This is a genomic window from Diaphorobacter sp. LR2014-1 (assembly GCF_002916785.1).
In the GTDB taxonomy this organism is placed as follows: Bacteria; Pseudomonadota; Gammaproteobacteria; order Burkholderiales; family Burkholderiaceae_C; genus Diaphorobacter; species Diaphorobacter nitroreducens.
Genome location: NZ_MTBE01000034.1, coordinates 1 through 15,546, shown reverse-complemented (window position 1 = coordinate 15,546; position 15,546 = coordinate 1). Strand labels below are relative to the sequence as shown.

Below are 15,546 nucleotides of genomic sequence, written 5' to 3'. Positions count from 1 at the left end.
CGCGGGCCGCATCAAAGGCCCGTCACGCGCGCTCTCAAAATAGGAGCTTCTCGCGCTTACCCTGCAATCAGTTCAATGGTTTTTATCCTTGAATTTGCGGCACAACAAGCGCGAGCAGCTACGTTTTCAATAGCGATTTCATGAGTGCTTCCACCCCCCGCGGCGCCTTGGACGGTATCAAGGTACTGGATCTTTCGCGCGTGCTTGCCGGTCCCTGGTGCACCCAGATGCTGGCCGATCTGGGCGCCGACGTGGTCAAGGTCGAGCGCCCCCAGGCCGGTGACGACACGCGCCACTGGGGCCCGCCCTTCCTGAAGGACGACGCTGGCCGCGACACGCGCGAGGCCAGCTACTTCACCGCCTGCAACCGCAACAAGCGCAGCATCACCGTGGACATGGCCCACCCCGAGGGCCAGGCGCTGCTGCGCCGCATGGCCGCCGAGGCCGACGTGGTGGTCGAGAATTTCAAGGTCGGCGGTCTGGCGCAATACGGGCTGGACTACGCCAGCCTGAAAGCGCTGAACCCGCGCCTGGTCTACTGCTCCATCACCGGCTTCGGCCAGGACGGGCCGTATGCCGAACGCGCCGGCTATGACCTGATGGTGCAGGCCATGTGCGGCCTGATGAGCATCACCGGCCATGCCGACGGGCAGCCCGGCGGCGGGCCTCTAAAGGTCGGCGTGGCCGTGGTGGACGTGTTCACCGGCCTGTACGCCAGCAACGCCATCCTGGCCGCGCTGAACGCGCGCGACAACGCCCGCAACGGCACCGGCGAAGGGCAGCACATCGACATGGCTTTGCTTGACGTGGGCATGGCCGTGCTGGCCAACCAGGCGGCGGGCTACCTGGCCACCGGGCAGGCGCCCGGACGCGCCGGCAACATCCACCCCAGCCTGGCGCCCTACCAGGACTTTCGCAGCCGCGACGGCAACGTGCTGCTGGCGATCGGCAACGACGGACAGTTCGCGCGCTTTTGCCAGGCGTGCGGCCACCCCGAATGGGCACAGGACGCACGCTTTGCCACCAATACCGCACGCGTGCAGCACCGCGCTGCGCTGCTGGCGCTGATGGAGCCCGTCCTGCAGACCCGCAGCACCGCCGAGTGGATCGCCCTGCTGGAGGACAAGGCCGTGCCCTGCGGCCCCATCAACACCATCGCCCAGGCCTTCGACGACCCACAGGTGCGCGCGCGCGGCATCCGCAGGGAGCTGCCCCGCGACGCCGGCGACGGCATCGCCCACGTGGCCACGGTAGCCAACCCCATGCGGCTGTCGGGCACGCCCGTCAGCTACCATCGCGCGCCACCCGCGCTCGGCCAGCACACCGACGAGGTGCTGCGCGAGCTGGGCCTGGATGCTTCGGCCATCGCAGCGCTCAAAGCGGGGGGTGCCATCTGACCCTTTTCCCGCACCGGCCCCGCCGGTGCTTCCTTCCCGCCATCACTGGCACGCCATTGCTTCACCACATCGATAACAGGAGATAAGAGCATGATTCGTCGCAGCGCACTCACCCTGGGCCTGCTGGCCCTGCTCGGCACGGCCGCCCAGGCCCAGTCCGGCTACCCCAACAAGCCCATCCGCCTGCTGGTGCCCTTCGCCGCGGGCGGCACCACCGACCTGATCGCCCGCGTGGTGGCCGAGCCCCTGGGCCGCGAGCTGGGCCAGCCCGTGGTGGTGGAGAACAAGGGCGGCGGCGGCGGCGCCATCGGTGCGGCCGAAACCGCGCGCGCCACGCCGGACGGCTACAACCTGGGCGTGGCCACCGTGTCCACCACGGCCACCAACCCGGCCATCAACCCCAAGATCCCCTACAACGTGTTCACCGACTTCACCCCGGTCGTGAACATCGCCGCCACGCCCAACGTGATTGCGGCCAACCCGCAGTTCGTCGGCAAGGAATACAAGAGCTTCCTGGCCGAAGTCAAGAAGACTCCAGGCAAGTACTCGTTCGGCTCGCCCGGCACCGGCAGCATCGGCCACCTGATGATGGAAATGTTCATGCTGGAGACCGGCACCCAGCTGGTGCACGTGCCCTACCGCGGCTCGGGCCCGGCACTGAACGACGCCGTCGCCGGCCAGATCCCGCTGATCTTCGACAACCTGCCGTCGGCCCTGCCCTTCATCAAGGACAAGCGCCTGACCGCCCTGGTGGTGGCCGCCCCGCAGCGCCTGGCCGTGCTGCCCGACGTGCCCACACTGGCCGAAGTGGGCCTGCCCAACGTGAACCGTATGGCCTATTACGGCATCATCGGACCCAAGGGCCTGCCCAAGGACATCGTGGACAAGGTCAACGCCGCCGTGCACAAGGTGCTGAAGGACCCTGCGGTGCGCAAGCGCATCGAGGACACGGGCTCGCTGATCGTGGCCGACACGCCGGCGAAGTTCGCCCAGGAAATCAAGGCCGAATACACGGCTTACAAAAACGTGGTGGACAAGCAGAAGCTCACCATGGACTGAGCGCGCACCGCCTCCACCCTCACCAGCCCCGCCACCCGCGGGGCTTTTTCGTTTGCGCCATGAGTGCAACGGCAGGCCTTCCTGACATGCCCAAGCATTACAGGGCAATTACCTATTGAAACAAAATACAAGAAAGAGTCAACGCGCGCCAGGTGGCACTGGCCAGCACCGAGATCGCCCAGGGCAACAACGACCTGTCGGCCCGCACCGAGCAGCAGGCCGGCGCGCTGGAGGAAACGTCCGCCTCCATGGAGGAGCTGAGTTCCACCGTGCGCCAGAACGCCGACAACGCGCGCCAGGCCAACCAGCTGGCCGCCAACGCCTCGCAGGTCGCCAGCCAGGGCGGCGAAGTGGTGACCCAGGTCGTCACCACCATGCAGGGCATCAACGAAAGCAGCCACCGCATCGCGGACATCATCGGCGTCATCGACGGCATCGCCTTCCAGACCAACATCCTGGCGCTGAACGCCGCGGTGGAAGCCGCACGCGCCGGCGAGCAGGGCCGCGGATTCGCCGTGGTGGCCGGCGAGGTGCGCGCGCTGGCCCAGCGCTCGGCCGCCGCGGCCAAGGAGATCAAGCAACTGATCCACACCAGCGTGGAGCGGGCGGAGCAAGGGTCCGCACTGGTCGGCCAAGCCGGCGCCACCATGACGGAGGTGGTGACGGCCATCCAGCGGGTGAGCGGCATCGTGGCCGAGATCAGCACCGCCAGCCAGGAGCAAAGCGCCGGGGTGCACCAGGTGAGCGATGCCGTGGCGCAGATGGACCAGGCCACGCAGCAGAACGCCGCACTGGTGGAGGAAAGCGCAGCCGCCGCCGACAGCCTGAAGCTGCAGGCCGAGCAACTGGTGCAGTCCGTGGCCCTGTTCCGCCTGCGCGCCGACGGCTCCGTGCCCGCAGCGCAACAGCACGGGTAGGCAGCGTCGGCGCCCTTGCGCCAGGCGGAATCAGCGCGCGCCGCGCGGCCGCCAGGCCCTGCGCTGGCGGCGAAACACCCCGTCACAATGGTGAAGAGGCGGCAAAGCCTGACAAAGCCGGTCCGGTAGGGTCAACCAAAATGGCCCGACGCGCGTCTGACACACAAGAGGTGGCAGCGAGACCACCGCCTTTACCACCACAGCGCCGGCCCGGACCGCCCGGCGTGCTTACCCGGGAGACCTCTCCATGCCTCTTTTGCGTTGGACTTCTGTGCGCATCCTCACCGCCGGCGTGTTCGCCTCGCTGGCTGTCGGCTGCGCGGCTGTGCCGGGTGACCCCTACTACGATGGGGGCGGCTACTATCCCGCGCCATCGTCCATGACGGTGTACGAGCAGCCCGGCGTGATCTATACCGCCCCGCCGTTGGGCTGGCGCGACTACCCCCCGCCGCCTTCCGGCTGGCGTGAAGACGCGTGGCGCGAGCGCCAGTGGCGGGAAGCGCGTGAGCGCCAATGGCGCGAGGCCCAGGAGCGCGAACGCCGTGAGGCGGACCGTCGTCGCGAAGCCGACCGCCGCCGCGATGCGGACCGCCGTGAAGCCGACCGGCGCGAAGCGGAACGCCGCCGCGACGCCGAACGCTGGGAGGCCGAACGCCGCCGCGACTGGGACCAGCGCCGTAAGGAAGACCAACTGCTGCGCCACCCCAACCCCGACGTGGCACGCGAACGGCAGCTGCAGTTCGAACGTGACCGCCGCGCGGAGCGCGAAGCCGAGCGGGAGCGACGCAACCAGGCATTCCAGCCCCAGCCCGGCGACCGCCCCAACCCGCGCCCCGACTGGCGCTGAAGGCCGCCCATGACCCGAGCCCTGCCTGGCTCCCTTGGCACCGTCAGTGCCGCGCTGGCGCTGACGCTGGTTACCTGTCTGCCCCTGCCGTCAATGGCCCAGGTGGTGCGCTGCACCGACCCGGCCACGGGCAAGGTGACTTACACCGATGGCGACTGCGGCCGCGGCCAGTCCGCACGCGAAGTCGAAGCCCGCAAGACCCCCCAGGAAATCCAGCAGGAGCGCGAGCAAGCCGCCGAAGCCCTGGAGCGCAAGCAGGAGCGACAGCAATGGGAGCGCCAGCAACAGCGCGACGCCGAGCCCGCGACGCGCGCAGCGCGCCCTCGCGCCACCCCGGCCGATCCATCGCAATCCGTAGACTGCCAGCGCGCAAGGCGCAACCTGCAGGAGGTGCTCTCCACCATGGGCCGCGGCATGTACGACGAGCAGGCGCGGCTGGATGCGGCGCAGCGCCAGGCCGACCTCGCCTGCCTGAGTCCGGCGGACTATGCACGCGCGGAGAGCGCGCGCTCCAGCCGCACCGTCTATCCCTCGCCCTACTACGCCCCGCCGGTGGTGGTGGTGCCACCACGGCCCGCGCCGCCGCCGCGGCGCGAAATCACGCACTGCAACGTGTTTCGCTGCTACGACAAGCAGGGCAACACCTACCCCCGCTAAGGGTGCGGTGCCTGCAGCCCTTCGCGCACGGTCGGATAGCGCAAACGCAGGCGCAGTTCGCGCGCCATGCGCGTAGTGGTCAACCGCCGCGATTCGCCCATGAAACTCAGCAGCGACAGCGGTAGCTGCTCCTGCGCGGTACTGCGCTGCACGCGCGGCGGACGCGGCAAGCCATAGAGGTCGGCCGCGAAGTCGAAGTAGTCTCCCATCTTGAGCTGGCTGTCGTCTGCCACGTTGTAGATACGTTGCGCACGAGCGCGCCACAGCGCCAGCATGCAGGCCCGCGCCAGGTCATCCGCATGGATGTGGTTGGTATAGACGTCGTCAGGCTCGGCCAGCACGGGCGTGCCGCGGCGCAGGCGCGCTTCGGGCGTGCCGCCCTCACGGTCAGGGGCGTAGATGCCGGGCACGCGCAGAATGCTCACGGGCACGCCCGCACGGCCCAGGTGACGCATGGCGCGCTCGGCATTCACGCGGCGCTGCGCGCGCGGCGTGGCGGGCGCCACGGGCCGCGACTCGGGCACCCAGTCCCCCGCGCAGTCGCCATACACGCCACTGGTGGAGGCATACACCAGGGATTGCGGCAGCGTGCGCCGGCGCAGCGCACGCGCCAGCGCCGTGCTGCGGGGGTCCAGCCACCAGCGCGGACCAACCTCGCGCTCGCCAGGTGGCGGCGCCAGATGCAGCACCCGCGTGGCCACGCCCGCCAGGCGCGCCAGCGTGGCCGCATCGTCCAGATTGCCCAGCAGCGGCGTAACGCCCGCCCCACGCAGCTGCGGCACGCGCGTGGGCGAGGACGTGAGCGCAAGCACGCGCGGGCGGCCACTCCCGCCCTGGGGTCCGTTCAGGCTGCGCACCACGCGCAGCCCCACGTCGCCGCAGCCAATGATGAGCACGCGCTGGCGGCGAAAGCGCGCCGGCAGGGCGCCGAGAGGGTTTTGGATTGAGGGCAAAATCGGTCGGTTTGCTTGAAGACAACTCCAAGGATACCCACTGTCATGACCAGCGCAGAGACCGCATTCCAGATCACCGTGCAGCCCAGTGGTCGTGCCTTCGAGGCGCAGGCTGGCGAAACCATCCTGTCCGCGGCCATCCGCGGCGGCGTGGGCATGCCCTACGGTTGCAAGGACGGTGCCTGCGGCTCGTGCAAGTGCAAGAAGCTCAGCGGCTCGGTGGTGCACGGCGAGCACCAACAGAAGGCGCTGAGCACCGATGAGGAAGAAGCCGGCTTCGTGCTCACCTGCTGTGCCCAGCCGCTGACCGACGTGGTGCTGGAATCGCGCCAGGTGACCGACGAGAGCGCCTATCCCATCAAGAAGCTGCCGGTGCGCGTGGCGGCGCTCACGCGCGCATCGCACGATGTGATGCAGGTGCGCCTGCAACTGCCCGCGGCCGACACCTTCCGCTACCACGCGGGCCAGTACATCGAATTCATCCTGCGTGACGGCGCGCGCCGCGCGTACTCCATGGCCAACGCACCCCACACGCAGGAAGGCGCGCCAGGCGTGGAGCTGCACATCCGCCACATGCCCGGCGGGCGCTTCACCGACCATGTGTTCAACGCCATGAAGGAGAAGGAAATCCTGCGCGTGGAGGGCCCTTTCGGCAGCTTCTTCCTGCGCGAGGATTCCGACAAGCCCATGGTGTTTCTGGCTTCGGGCACGGGCTTTGCGCCCATCAAGGCGCTGATCGAACACATGCAGCACAAGGGCATCACGCGCCCGGCCACGCTCTACTGGGGCGGGCGCCGCCCGGCGGACCTGTACATGGACGGCTGGATCCGCGAGCGCCTGGCCGCGCTGCCAAACCTGCGCTACGTACCCGTGGTCTCCGACGCCCTGCCCGAGGACGGCTGGGCTGGCCGCACGGGCTTCGTGCACCAGGCGGTCATGGAGGACATTGCCGACCTCTCGGGCTACCAGGTCTATGCCTGCGGCGCGCCCATCGTGGTGGACTCGGCCCGCGCCGCCTACAGCGCGGAGCGAGGCCTGCCGCCCGACGAGTTCTACGCCGACGCGTTCACGTCCGAGGCCGACAAGCACGGCGGCTGACGGGCGCTTCCCCGCGGCGCACCGCGCACGACCCTGCGCCACGCAACGGACGTTGTGCCCAGCCAGCAGGTGTCGTCTGACGGGATCTGCCAGACCGCGGGCACCGTGCGCGATCCGCGTCGCACGGCACCGCGAAGTGCTGCAACAAGGCCGCGGTAAGCGCCGCCGCTCAGGGAGCGTAATTCACTCAAGCGATCATGTCGCGGCACAGGCTGGCGCAGCGCTTGCAGGCTTCCGCGCAGTCCTGGCAATGGTCCGCCGCGTGGCTCATGCATTCCTGTGCGCAGCTTTCGCAGATGCGCGCGCACAGCTCGCAGACATAGTTCACGTGGGGGCTCTCGCGGGCCATGGTGGCGGCAGCCAGGCGGCAGATGTCGGCGCAGTCCATGTCCAGCGCGATGCACTTGGCCATGTGGCGCGGGTCGGGCTCGCGCAGGCACGCCGCGGCGCAGAAATCGCAGGTGGCAGCGCATGCGTTGCAGGCCGCGATGCAGTGGGAGTAGCGTGATTCGTCCAGGATGGTGGGGGCGTCCAGCATGTCAGTCCTTTCATGGGCGGGGGCAGGCAAGGCCCGGGCCCATCGTAGAAAGATGCGCTGCGCCTTGTCGTAGGACAGGGCAGCATTGCGGCGCCACGGAAGCGCCTTCCATTTTTTGCACAATGGAGGCCTATGAACCGCAGACACCTTCTTCTTTCGGCCGCTGCCATTGGCGCGGCACTCGCAGCCCCCCTGAGCCACGCGCAGGACGCGCCGATCCGCCTGGTCGTGCCCTACGCGCCCGGCGGCCCGCTGGACGTGACGGCGCGTGCGCTGGCCGAGCGCGTGCGCGACACGCTCGGCGTGGTGGTCGTCGACAACAAGGCGGGTGCGGGCGGCAACATCGGCGCCGATCTGATCGCCAAGTCCGCGCCCGACGGACACACCATCGGCATCGCCGCCACGGCCACGCACGCCGTGAACCCCTGGCTGTACAACCGCATGCCCTACGACGCGGCCAAGGATTTCGCCGGCATCACGCAGATGGTGCGCGTGCCCAACGTGCTGGTGGTCAACGCCGCGCGAGCCGAGCAGCTCAAGATCAACACCCTGCAGGACCTGATCGCCTACGCCAAGGCCAACCCCGCCAAGCTCAACTACGGCAGCGGCGGCAACGGCAGCGCCGGCCACCTGGCGGGTGAGATGTTCAAGCAGAAGGCCGGCATCTTCGCGCTGCACATCCCTTACCGCGGCGCCAGCCCCGCGCAGCTGGCCCTGCTGGCCGGCGAGGTGGACTTCAACATCGACAACCTGGCCGCCGCCGCGCCCAACATCAAGTCGGGCAAGCTCAAGGCCCTGGCCGTCACCTCGCTGGAAGCCAGCCCCATGCTGCCCGGCGTGCCCCCGCTATCGCAGACCTTCAAGGGCTTTGCCATCGACACCTGGTGGGGTCTGGTGGCACCGGCCGGCACGCCCAAGCCCGTGATCGCCAAGCTCAACAAGGCCTTCACAGAGGCACTCAAGGCACCGGAAACCAAGACGCGCTTTTCCGCGCTGATGGCCGAGCCCGTGGCCACCACGCCAGAGCAGTTCGACGCCTTCATGGCCGCCGAGCGCGCCAAGTACCAGCAGGTGGTGAAGGCCTCCGGCGCCAAGGTGGACTGACCGGAACGCGGCATTGCGGGTGCCACCGGAGTGCCGCGGGCGGCGCACACGGCGCGACTGTCCGGGCGTGTCGTCGTCAGCCTGGGGCCAAGCCGCCCCAACGGCGCCCCCTGTTGCGCTGCCGCACCCGCCGCCACGGCGGGGACGCCTCGCAACCGGCGGCGCGCTTACATCAAAAATAAGAGCGCCTCACGCTTTCCATATGGCGGTTTGCAGGTGGTTTCACCTTCAAACGTCCGCACGACCAGCGCAAGCAGCTATTAATTCAGGAGTTTGCGCCCAGCCATTCGGTGGCTTCGGCCAGGCGCTCGATGCGCTGGCCGCTGGCCAGGGCGCGCTGGGCGGCTGTGCCACACGTCTGGGCCAGGCCGGGCGCCAGCTCCGCCAGGGGGCGGAGCACGAAGGCCCTCTCGCCCATGCGCGGGTGGGGCAGCGTGAGTTCGGCGCCGTCCAGGCGCTCCTCCCCGTACAACAGCAGATCCAGGTCCAGCGTGCGTGGCGCGTTGCGGTAGGGGCGCTCGCGCCCCGCGGCCTGCTCGATGGCCTGCAGGGCATGCAGCAGCGCCAGTGGCGCCAAGGTGGTCTGCAACTGCGCCACGGCATTGAGATAGTCGGGCCCGCCGGCATCCACCGGCGCGCTGCGGTACAGCGACGAGACCTGCCGCACCTGGGTGCCGGGCAACGCGCCCATCGCCCGCACCGCGTCGCGCAGCGCGCCGCGCGCATCCCCCAGATTGGCGCCCAGGCCCACCCAGGCGCTGGCCGCCACGGAAGGCGGGGTCACGCCTCGCCCGCGGGCGCGCCACCCTCGGATGCACCGCTGCCCGTGGGCTTGCGGCGACGGCGGCGGCGCTTCTTGGGCGCAGCAGCGTCCTCTGCCGCTGGCTCGGCCAGGGAATCACCGGCATCGCTGGCCCTGCGCGGGGGCTCGGCGTCGTCCGTGGCGACTGGCGCGGCCTTGGGCACGCGCCGTACCGTGGGCTGGGCCTTGCGCTGGCGCGCGCGCTGCTCCTCGCGCGCCTGCTCGATCATGTCCTCACGGCGCGCATCGTCGGCCAGCGAGAACTCCTGCCACCACTCGGCCAGCGCCTCCTCCACCTCGCCCACGTCCGCGCGCAGGCGCAGGAAGTCGAAGCCCGCGCGAAAACGCAGGTGCGCCACCATGCCGAAGGGCGTGCTACCCGAGCGTTTCTCGAAGCGCGGCTGCATGACCCAGATCTCGCGCATGTCCGCCGCCAGCTTGCCGCGGCCGGAGACATCGCCGATGCGCTTGTCGAACACATCGTCGATCGCATCCTGCAGCGCCGGAAAGGGCTGCTGGCGCCCCAGGCGCTGCTCCCAGCCGGCCTTCACGTCCTGCCACAGCACACAGGCCAGCAGGAAGCTGGGCGCAACGGGTTTGCCCTCGCCCACGCGGCGGTCGGTGTCGGCCAGCGCGGCCTGCACGAACGGGTGGCTGGAACGGTCCACCACCACGTCCAGCAGCGGGTAGATGCCCGTGGCCAGCCCCAGGGACTTGAGCTGCGCGATCGAGGCCAGCGCGTGGCCGGTCTGCAGCAGCTTCAGCATCTCGTCGAACAGGCGGCTTTGCGGCACCTCCCGCAGCAGCGGCTCGCACTCCACCAGGGGCTTGGCGGTCTTGGGCTCCAGGGCAAAGCCCAGCGGGCTGAGCTTGGCCGCAAAGCGCACGGCGCGGATGATGCGCACGGGGTCCTCGCGGTAGCGCGTGGCCGGGTCGCCGATCATGCGCAGCACGCGCTTCTTGGCGTCCTCGATGCCCTTGTGGAAGTCCACCACGACCTCGGTCTCAGGGTCGTAGTACATGGCGTTGACGGTGAAGTCGCGCCGCGTGGCGTCCTCGTCCTGCGGTCCCCAGACGTTGTCGCGCAGCACGCGGCCGCTGGCGTCCACGGCATGGTGCATGCCGGCCAGCTGGGCCTTGCTGGTCTTTTCGTTGCCCCCCACCTGCTCGGCTGCCGCGTTGTCCATGTAGGCGCGGAAAGTGGAGACCTCGATCACCTCATGCTCGCGCCCGCGGCCGTGCACCACGTGCACGATGCGAAAGCGCTTGCCGATGATGAAGGCGCGCCGGAACAGGCCCTTGACCTGCTCGGGCGTGGCGTTGGTGGCCACGTCGAAGTCCTTGGGCTTGAGGCCCAGCAGCAGGTCGCGCACCGCGCCGCCGACGATGTAGGCCTCGTAGCCCGCCTGCTTGAGTGTGCGCACCACGTCGCTGGCGCGGCGGTCCACCAGTTCGGGGTTGATGCCGTGCACCGCGGCGGGCACTTCCGCACGCTTGCCAAAGCGGCCGCGTGTGCCACGGCCCGCGCCTGCGGCGCCCTTGCCCAGCAGTTTGTCGATGAAGGTCTTGATCATGGGTGTGGGGGAAACAGGTCCAGAATGCGCCAGCCGCGCTGGGAAGCCAGTGCGCGCAGGCGTGGATCGGGGTTGGTGGCGACGGGATGATCCACCTTTTCCAGCAGCGGCACGTCGTTCATGGAGTCACTGTAGAACGTGCTGTCCACGTCCGTCCAGCGCAGGCCGCGCTCGGCCAGCCATTGCTCCATGCGCTGCACCTTGCCCTCGCGCATGGAGGGCACGCCGCGAATGCCACCGGTGATCCAGCCGTCGTCGCCGCGCTCCAGCTCCACGGCGACCAGCTGATCCACGCCCAACGCCAGAGCGATGGGGCGGGTGACGAACTCGTTGGTGGCGGTGATGATGAGCACCTCGTCGCCCGCGTCGCGGTGGCGCTGCACCAGCGCGCGCGCTTCCTCGCGCAGCGCGGGCTGGATCACCTCGCGCATGAACTGCGCGTGCGCCAGGGCCGCCGCCTCGGCGCCGCGCTGGCGAATGGCGTCGGTGGCGAAGCGCACGTAGTCGTGCACGTCCAGCCGCCCGGCGACGTAGTCGTCGTAGAACGCCTTGTTGCGCCGGCCGAACTCTTCGCGGTCGGCCCAGCCGATGCGGATGGTGAATTCGCCCCACTCGTAGTCGGAATCCAGGGGCAGCAGGGTGTGGTCCAGGTCGAACAGGGCCAGTCGGCGGCGTTGTACCTGCGTGTCAAAGGTCATGCGTTGATTGCAATGGGTGGATGAAAGCGCCCTGCACCGATGGCCGCGCGCTACTCGGTCTCCAGCATGGTCTTGAGCAGCGGGACGGTGACGGCGCGCTGCGTGCGCAGCGCAAAGCTGTCGAGCCGGTCCAGCAGCTGCATGAGGCTGCCCAGGTCGCGCGAAAAGCGGCCCAGCATGTAGTTCATGACCTCATCGGCCAGGAAGATGCCGCGCGCATCGGCCTGCTGGCGCAGCACGGCGCGACGCTCCTGCTCGTCCAGCAGCTGGAGCTGGAACACGTGGCCCCAGCCCAGCCGTGTGCGCAGGTCGTCGCGCAGCGGCAGGTCGGCCGGCGGCAGGTCGCCCGCGGCCAGTACCCAACGGGGCGCTCCTTCGGTGGGGTTGATGGCGTTGACGAACCAGTTGAAAGCCGCCGCCTGCTGCGCCGTGGTGTACAGGTGCACTTCGTCGAGCAGCACCGCGCTCCAGCGCTCGTCGAAGGCCGAGGGCAGCGCGACGGAGGCGTCGAGCCAGCCCACGCTGGCGCCCTGCCCGCGCAGCGCCTCGTACGTGGCCCGCAGCAGGTGCGACTTGCCGGTGCCCGTTTCGCCCCACAGGTAGGTGGGCACGGGCGAGCGCGGCGCGGCGCCACCGGCCACCGCCAGCCGCAGGTGCTGCAGTGCCTGCGCGTTGGGGCCGGCATGGAAGTTGTCGAGCGTGGGGCCGGTCACCAGGCCAATGTCCAGGGCCAGCTGCTTCATGGCGAGCGCCACCCGCGCAAATGCGGCGCGCCCCGGCCTCCGCGCGCAATGCGGAGCGTGGCCGGGCCGTAACGGGATGGAGTGGATGGCATGGGAGGCAAGGTAGGGGACGCGCCGCGGTTCACCGCCGCGAAACCACGGAGGCACCCGGGAAGCGGGTGGCACGCAGGGCGTGCAACCCGCGATTTTAGTGCGTCGATGGCCCAGACGACCCGAGCCCGGGCCGCGTGCGGCGCAGCCCGCCGCGCGGGGGCATTCGCGGCCCGCCCGGGCGGACCCTTAAAATCCCCGCTTTCCGGCCCGCCGACCGCGGCCCTCAGCACTGACGCACATCCCATGAGTTCCTCTGCCCCCTCCACTCCCATCTCCTACAAAGACGCCGGCGTTGACATCGACGCGGGCGACGCGCTGGTCGAGCGCATCAAGCCGCTGGCCAAGAAGACCCTGCGCGAGGGGGTGATGGCGGGCATCGGCGGCTTTGGCGCGCTGTTCGAGGTGCCCAAGCGCTACCAGGAGCCGGTGCTGGTCTCGGGCACCGACGGCGTGGGCACCAAGCTCAAGCTGGCGTTCGAGTGGAACATGCACGACACCGTGGGCATCGACCTGGTGGCCATGAGCGTCAACGACGTGCTGGTACAGGGCGCCGAGCCTCTGTTCTTCCTGGACTACTTCGCCTGCGGCAAGCTGGACGTGGACACCGCCGCCGCAGTGGTGGGGGGCATCGCCCGTGGCTGTGAGCTGAGCGGCTGCGCACTGATCGGCGGCGAGACGGCCGAGATGCCCGGCATGTACCCCGACGGTGAATACGACCTGGCCGGCTTTGCCGTGGGCGCGGTCGAGAAGTCGAAGATCCTCACCGGCCAGACGGTGAAACCCGGCGACGTGGTGCTGGGCCTGGCCTCCAGCGGCGTGCATTCCAACGGTTTTTCGCTGGTGCGCAAGTGCATCGAGCGCGCCGCGGCCGCCGGCACGCTGCCCGACACGCTGGACGGCAAGCCCTTCAAGGCCGCCGTCATGGAGCCCACGCGCCTGTATGTGAAGAACGTGCTGGCCGCGCTGGCACAGCATCCGATCAAGGCCCTGGCCCACATCACCGGTGGTGGCCTGCTGGAGAACATTCCGCGGGTACTGCCCGAAGGCACGGCCGCCCACCTGAAGGCCGGCAGCTGGCCGCAGACGGAGCTGTTCGCCTGGCTGCAAAAGACCGCCGGCATCGACGACATCGAGATGAACCGCACGTTCAACAACGGCATCGGCATGGTGGTGGTCGTGCCGGCGGAGGCCGCCGATGCCACGGCCGCCACGCTGCGCGCGCTGGGCGAGGCGGTGTACGCCATCGGCGCCATTGCCGAGCGTGGCGACGGCGCCGCCGTCGTCGTGGGCTGATCCATCGCGATTGGCACGATGCCTTCGGGTCAGCCGCCGCAAGGCTCCGCCGCCACGCCTGACGCCCTGAGGCCGCCATTCGCGCCCGCCACGCGGGGCGTGGTGATCGCCAGCTATGTGCTGATGGGCGCCGCGCTGCTGCTGGTGATGCTGCGCGGGCTGCTGCCCGGGCTGCTGTGCGTGTGCCTGGGTTTTCTGCTCACGCGTTGGCTGGCGCCACGCCTGGCGTGGTTCCCGTCGCGCACGGCGAACAGCATGGCAACCCGCGGCCAGACGGCAGCCGCCACGCTGGTCATGCTGTCTCCCTTGGTGCTGCTGGCGCTGGCGCTGTCGCATTCGCGCACCTATATCGTCGACGCCCCCCAGCAATACCGCGAACTGCTGGACTTCCTCGCCCGCACCGTGTTGGAACTGCGGCTGAAGCTGCCCACCGACATCGCGGCCCAGTTGCCCGAAGGCGCCGCCGAAATCCAGCGCACCATCGCCGCCTATCTGGCCGCCAAGGCCGGCGCCCTGGCCATGGCGGGGCGCGCCTGGCTCACGGGCCTGCTGTATGCCTATGTGGGCCTGCTGATCGGGGCACTGGCCGCCGTGCGCAGCGTGGGCGCTTCACGCGGCCCCTTGGCACAAGAGCTGGTGCTGCGCATCGCGCGTATGGGAGAGGCCTTCCGCCAGATCGTCGCGGCGCAGTTCTGGATTGCCGCCTTCAACACGCTGCTCACCGCACTGTTCCTGTTGCTGGTGCTGCCCCTGTGGGACTTGGACCTGCCCTACACCCCCGCGCTGATCACCCTGACCTTCGTGGCCGGCCTGGTGCCCATCGTGGGCAACCTGCTGTGCAACGCGGTCATCACGCTGGTGGGACTGTCGGTATCGCCCGTTGCGGCCGTGGCCTGCCTGGCCTTCCTGATCCTGATCCATAAGGCCGAGTACGTGATCAACGCCAAGGTCGTGGGGCGGCGCACCCACATGGGCGTGTGGGAGCTGCTGTCGGTGATGTTCGTGGCCGAAGCCGTCTTCGGCCCCGCGGGGCTGGTGGCGGCACCGCTGTTCTACGCCTACCTGAAGAAAGAACTGGAAGCCGCGCGGCTGGTATAGCCGTCGTTTCGCAAAAACCATAGCTGCTAGCGCTTGTCCAGAAAGCGCTGCAGGGCTTTTTCATCCCCAAAACCTCTTCCCGCGTCCACCGCGGCGCCTGGCCCTCATCGCGCGCCCCGCACCCGGGATGACACTCGCCAACGCCTGCGATGTTGGGCTATTCTGGCGGCTGGCGCGCAGTGCGCCAGACACATCGTCATCACAGCTATAAGGGAGACTTTGCATGACCATTCTCGTCGCCTACGTTCCACGCCCCGAAGGCCGGGCCGCGCTGGACAAGGGCATCGAAATCGCCACCCGCCGCAATGAACGCCTGGTCGTCGTCAACGCCGGCCCCGGCGGGCGCCAGGAAGACCCCAGCATCGTCAACGGCTACGAGGCCGAACGTGTGGAGGAGCGCCTGGCCACGCTGCCGATCGAGGCCGAGTTCAAGCAGTTCGTGCGCGGCAAGAGCACCATCGAGGAGATCGAGGAAATGGTCGCGGCGCTGCAGGTATCCGTGCTGGTGATCGGCCTGCGCAAACGCTCGCCCGTCGGCAAGCTGCTGCTGGGCAGCATGGCTCAGGAGATTTTGCTCAACGTCGATTGCCCGGTATTGGCCGTCAAGGCCGCTTAACAGGCCGTTGAAAAATCCCCCGCCGACGCCCGCGTTGGCCGCTACGATCTGAAGCCATC

General features: G+C 69.2%; 15 protein-coding genes and 1 pseudogene. 10 read left to right on the top strand and 6 right to left on the bottom strand.

Going from position 1 to position 15,546, the window contains the following annotated elements; all coding sequences use genetic code 11:
- Positions 1-140: 140 nt before the first annotated feature.
- The 5 genes and pseudogenes from BV908_RS18075 to BV908_RS18055 all read left to right on the top strand — a co-directional run bounded on the left by BV908_RS18075 (position 141) and on the right by BV908_RS18055 (position 4,877).
- Positions 141-1,397, top strand: a complete 1,257-nt coding sequence (locus BV908_RS18075) for a CaiB/BaiF CoA-transferase family protein (protein WP_015913801.1) — start codon at positions 141-143, stop codon at positions 1,395-1,397.
- A gap of 90 nt (positions 1,398-1,487) precedes the next feature.
- Positions 1,488-2,456 carry a tripartite tricarboxylate transporter substrate binding protein BugE gene (locus BV908_RS18070; RefSeq protein WP_015913802.1) on the top strand — a complete coding sequence of 323 codons (969 nt, stop codon included), beginning with the start codon at positions 1,488-1,490 and terminating at the stop codon, positions 2,454-2,456.
- A 152-nt stretch (positions 2,457-2,608) separates the two neighbouring features.
- Positions 2,609-3,373, top strand: a pseudogene (locus tag BV908_RS22495) (methyl-accepting chemotaxis protein); the annotation flags it as partial.
- 247 nt (positions 3,374-3,620) lie between these two features.
- Positions 3,621-4,220: a hypothetical protein gene (locus BV908_RS18060; protein WP_103738821.1), complete on the top strand. Its 600-nt coding sequence runs from the start codon at positions 3,621-3,623 to the stop codon at positions 4,218-4,220.
- A 9-nt stretch (positions 4,221-4,229) separates the two neighbouring features.
- Entirely contained in the window at positions 4,230-4,877 is a 648-nt protein-coding gene (locus tag BV908_RS18055; protein WP_011806126.1) for a DUF4124 domain-containing protein, read from the top strand.
- On the opposite strand, the gene BV908_RS18050 is transcribed toward BV908_RS18055, so the two are convergent.
- Positions 4,874-5,830, bottom strand: a complete 957-nt coding sequence (locus BV908_RS18050) for an SDR family oxidoreductase (RefSeq protein ID WP_103738820.1) — start codon at positions 5,828-5,830, stop codon at positions 4,874-4,876. The genes BV908_RS18055 and BV908_RS18050 overlap by 4 nt on opposite strands.
- A 45-nt stretch (positions 5,831-5,875) precedes the next feature.
- Between BV908_RS18050 and BV908_RS18045 the strand changes: the two genes are divergently transcribed.
- Positions 5,876-6,928, top strand: coding sequence for a CDP-6-deoxy-delta-3,4-glucoseen reductase (locus tag BV908_RS18045; RefSeq protein WP_103738819.1), 1,053 nt, complete (start codon positions 5,876-5,878; stop codon positions 6,926-6,928).
- A 187-nt stretch (positions 6,929-7,115) separates the two neighbouring features.
- Here BV908_RS18045 and BV908_RS18040 read toward each other — a convergent pair whose 3' ends face one another.
- Positions 7,116-7,466 carry a four-helix bundle copper-binding protein gene (locus BV908_RS18040; protein ID WP_103738818.1) on the bottom strand — a complete coding sequence of 117 codons (351 nt, stop codon included), beginning with the start codon at positions 7,464-7,466 and terminating at the stop codon, positions 7,116-7,118.
- Between the two features lie 132 nt (positions 7,467-7,598).
- Here BV908_RS18040 and BV908_RS18035 point away from each other — a divergent pair, with 132 nt between their 5' ends.
- The gene (locus BV908_RS18035) at positions 7,599-8,570 is read left to right on the top strand and encodes a tripartite tricarboxylate transporter substrate binding protein (RefSeq protein WP_103738817.1); all 972 of its coding nucleotides are present in this window, start codon (positions 7,599-7,601) and stop codon (positions 8,568-8,570) included.
- A gap of 265 nt (positions 8,571-8,835) precedes the next feature.
- Here the strand turns inward: BV908_RS18035 and folK are convergent, their stop codons facing one another.
- The 4 genes from folK to hda are packed head-to-tail and all read right to left on the bottom strand — an operon-like array spanning position 8,836 to position 12,387.
- Positions 8,836-9,354, bottom strand: coding sequence for a 2-amino-4-hydroxy-6-hydroxymethyldihydropteridine diphosphokinase (folK, locus tag BV908_RS18030; RefSeq protein WP_103738816.1), 519 nt, complete (start codon positions 9,352-9,354; stop codon positions 8,836-8,838).
- Positions 9,351-10,946: a polynucleotide adenylyltransferase PcnB gene (pcnB, locus tag BV908_RS18025; RefSeq protein ID WP_103738815.1), complete on the bottom strand. Its 1,596-nt coding sequence runs from the start codon at positions 10,944-10,946 to the stop codon at positions 9,351-9,353. The genes folK and pcnB overlap by 4 nt, the downstream gene beginning before the upstream one ends.
- Positions 10,943-11,644 (bottom strand): HAD family phosphatase, encoded by a 702-nt coding sequence (locus BV908_RS18020; protein WP_011806133.1) that lies wholly within the window; start codon positions 11,642-11,644, stop codon positions 10,943-10,945. The genes pcnB and BV908_RS18020 overlap by 4 nt, the downstream gene beginning before the upstream one ends.
- A 50-nt stretch (positions 11,645-11,694) precedes the next feature.
- Positions 11,695-12,387, bottom strand: coding sequence for a DnaA regulatory inactivator Hda (hda, locus tag BV908_RS18015; protein ID WP_011806134.1), 693 nt, complete (start codon positions 12,385-12,387; stop codon positions 11,695-11,697).
- A 336-nt stretch (positions 12,388-12,723) separates the two neighbouring features.
- Between hda and purM the strand changes: the two genes are divergently transcribed.
- The 3 genes from purM (at position 12,724) to BV908_RS18000 (ending at position 15,487) form a co-directional block, all read left to right on the top strand.
- Positions 12,724-13,773, top strand: a complete 1,050-nt coding sequence (purM, locus tag BV908_RS18010) for a phosphoribosylformylglycinamidine cyclo-ligase (protein ID WP_103738814.1) — start codon at positions 12,724-12,726, stop codon at positions 13,771-13,773.
- Between the two features lie 18 nt (positions 13,774-13,791).
- Positions 13,792-14,871, top strand: coding sequence for an AI-2E family transporter (locus BV908_RS18005; protein ID WP_103738813.1), 1,080 nt, complete (start codon positions 13,792-13,794; stop codon positions 14,869-14,871).
- A gap of 223 nt (positions 14,872-15,094) precedes the next feature.
- Complete coding sequence (locus tag BV908_RS18000; RefSeq protein WP_011806137.1) at positions 15,095-15,487, top strand: universal stress protein; 393 nt, start codon at positions 15,095-15,097, stop codon at positions 15,485-15,487.
- Positions 15,488-15,546: the final 59 nt, after the last annotated feature.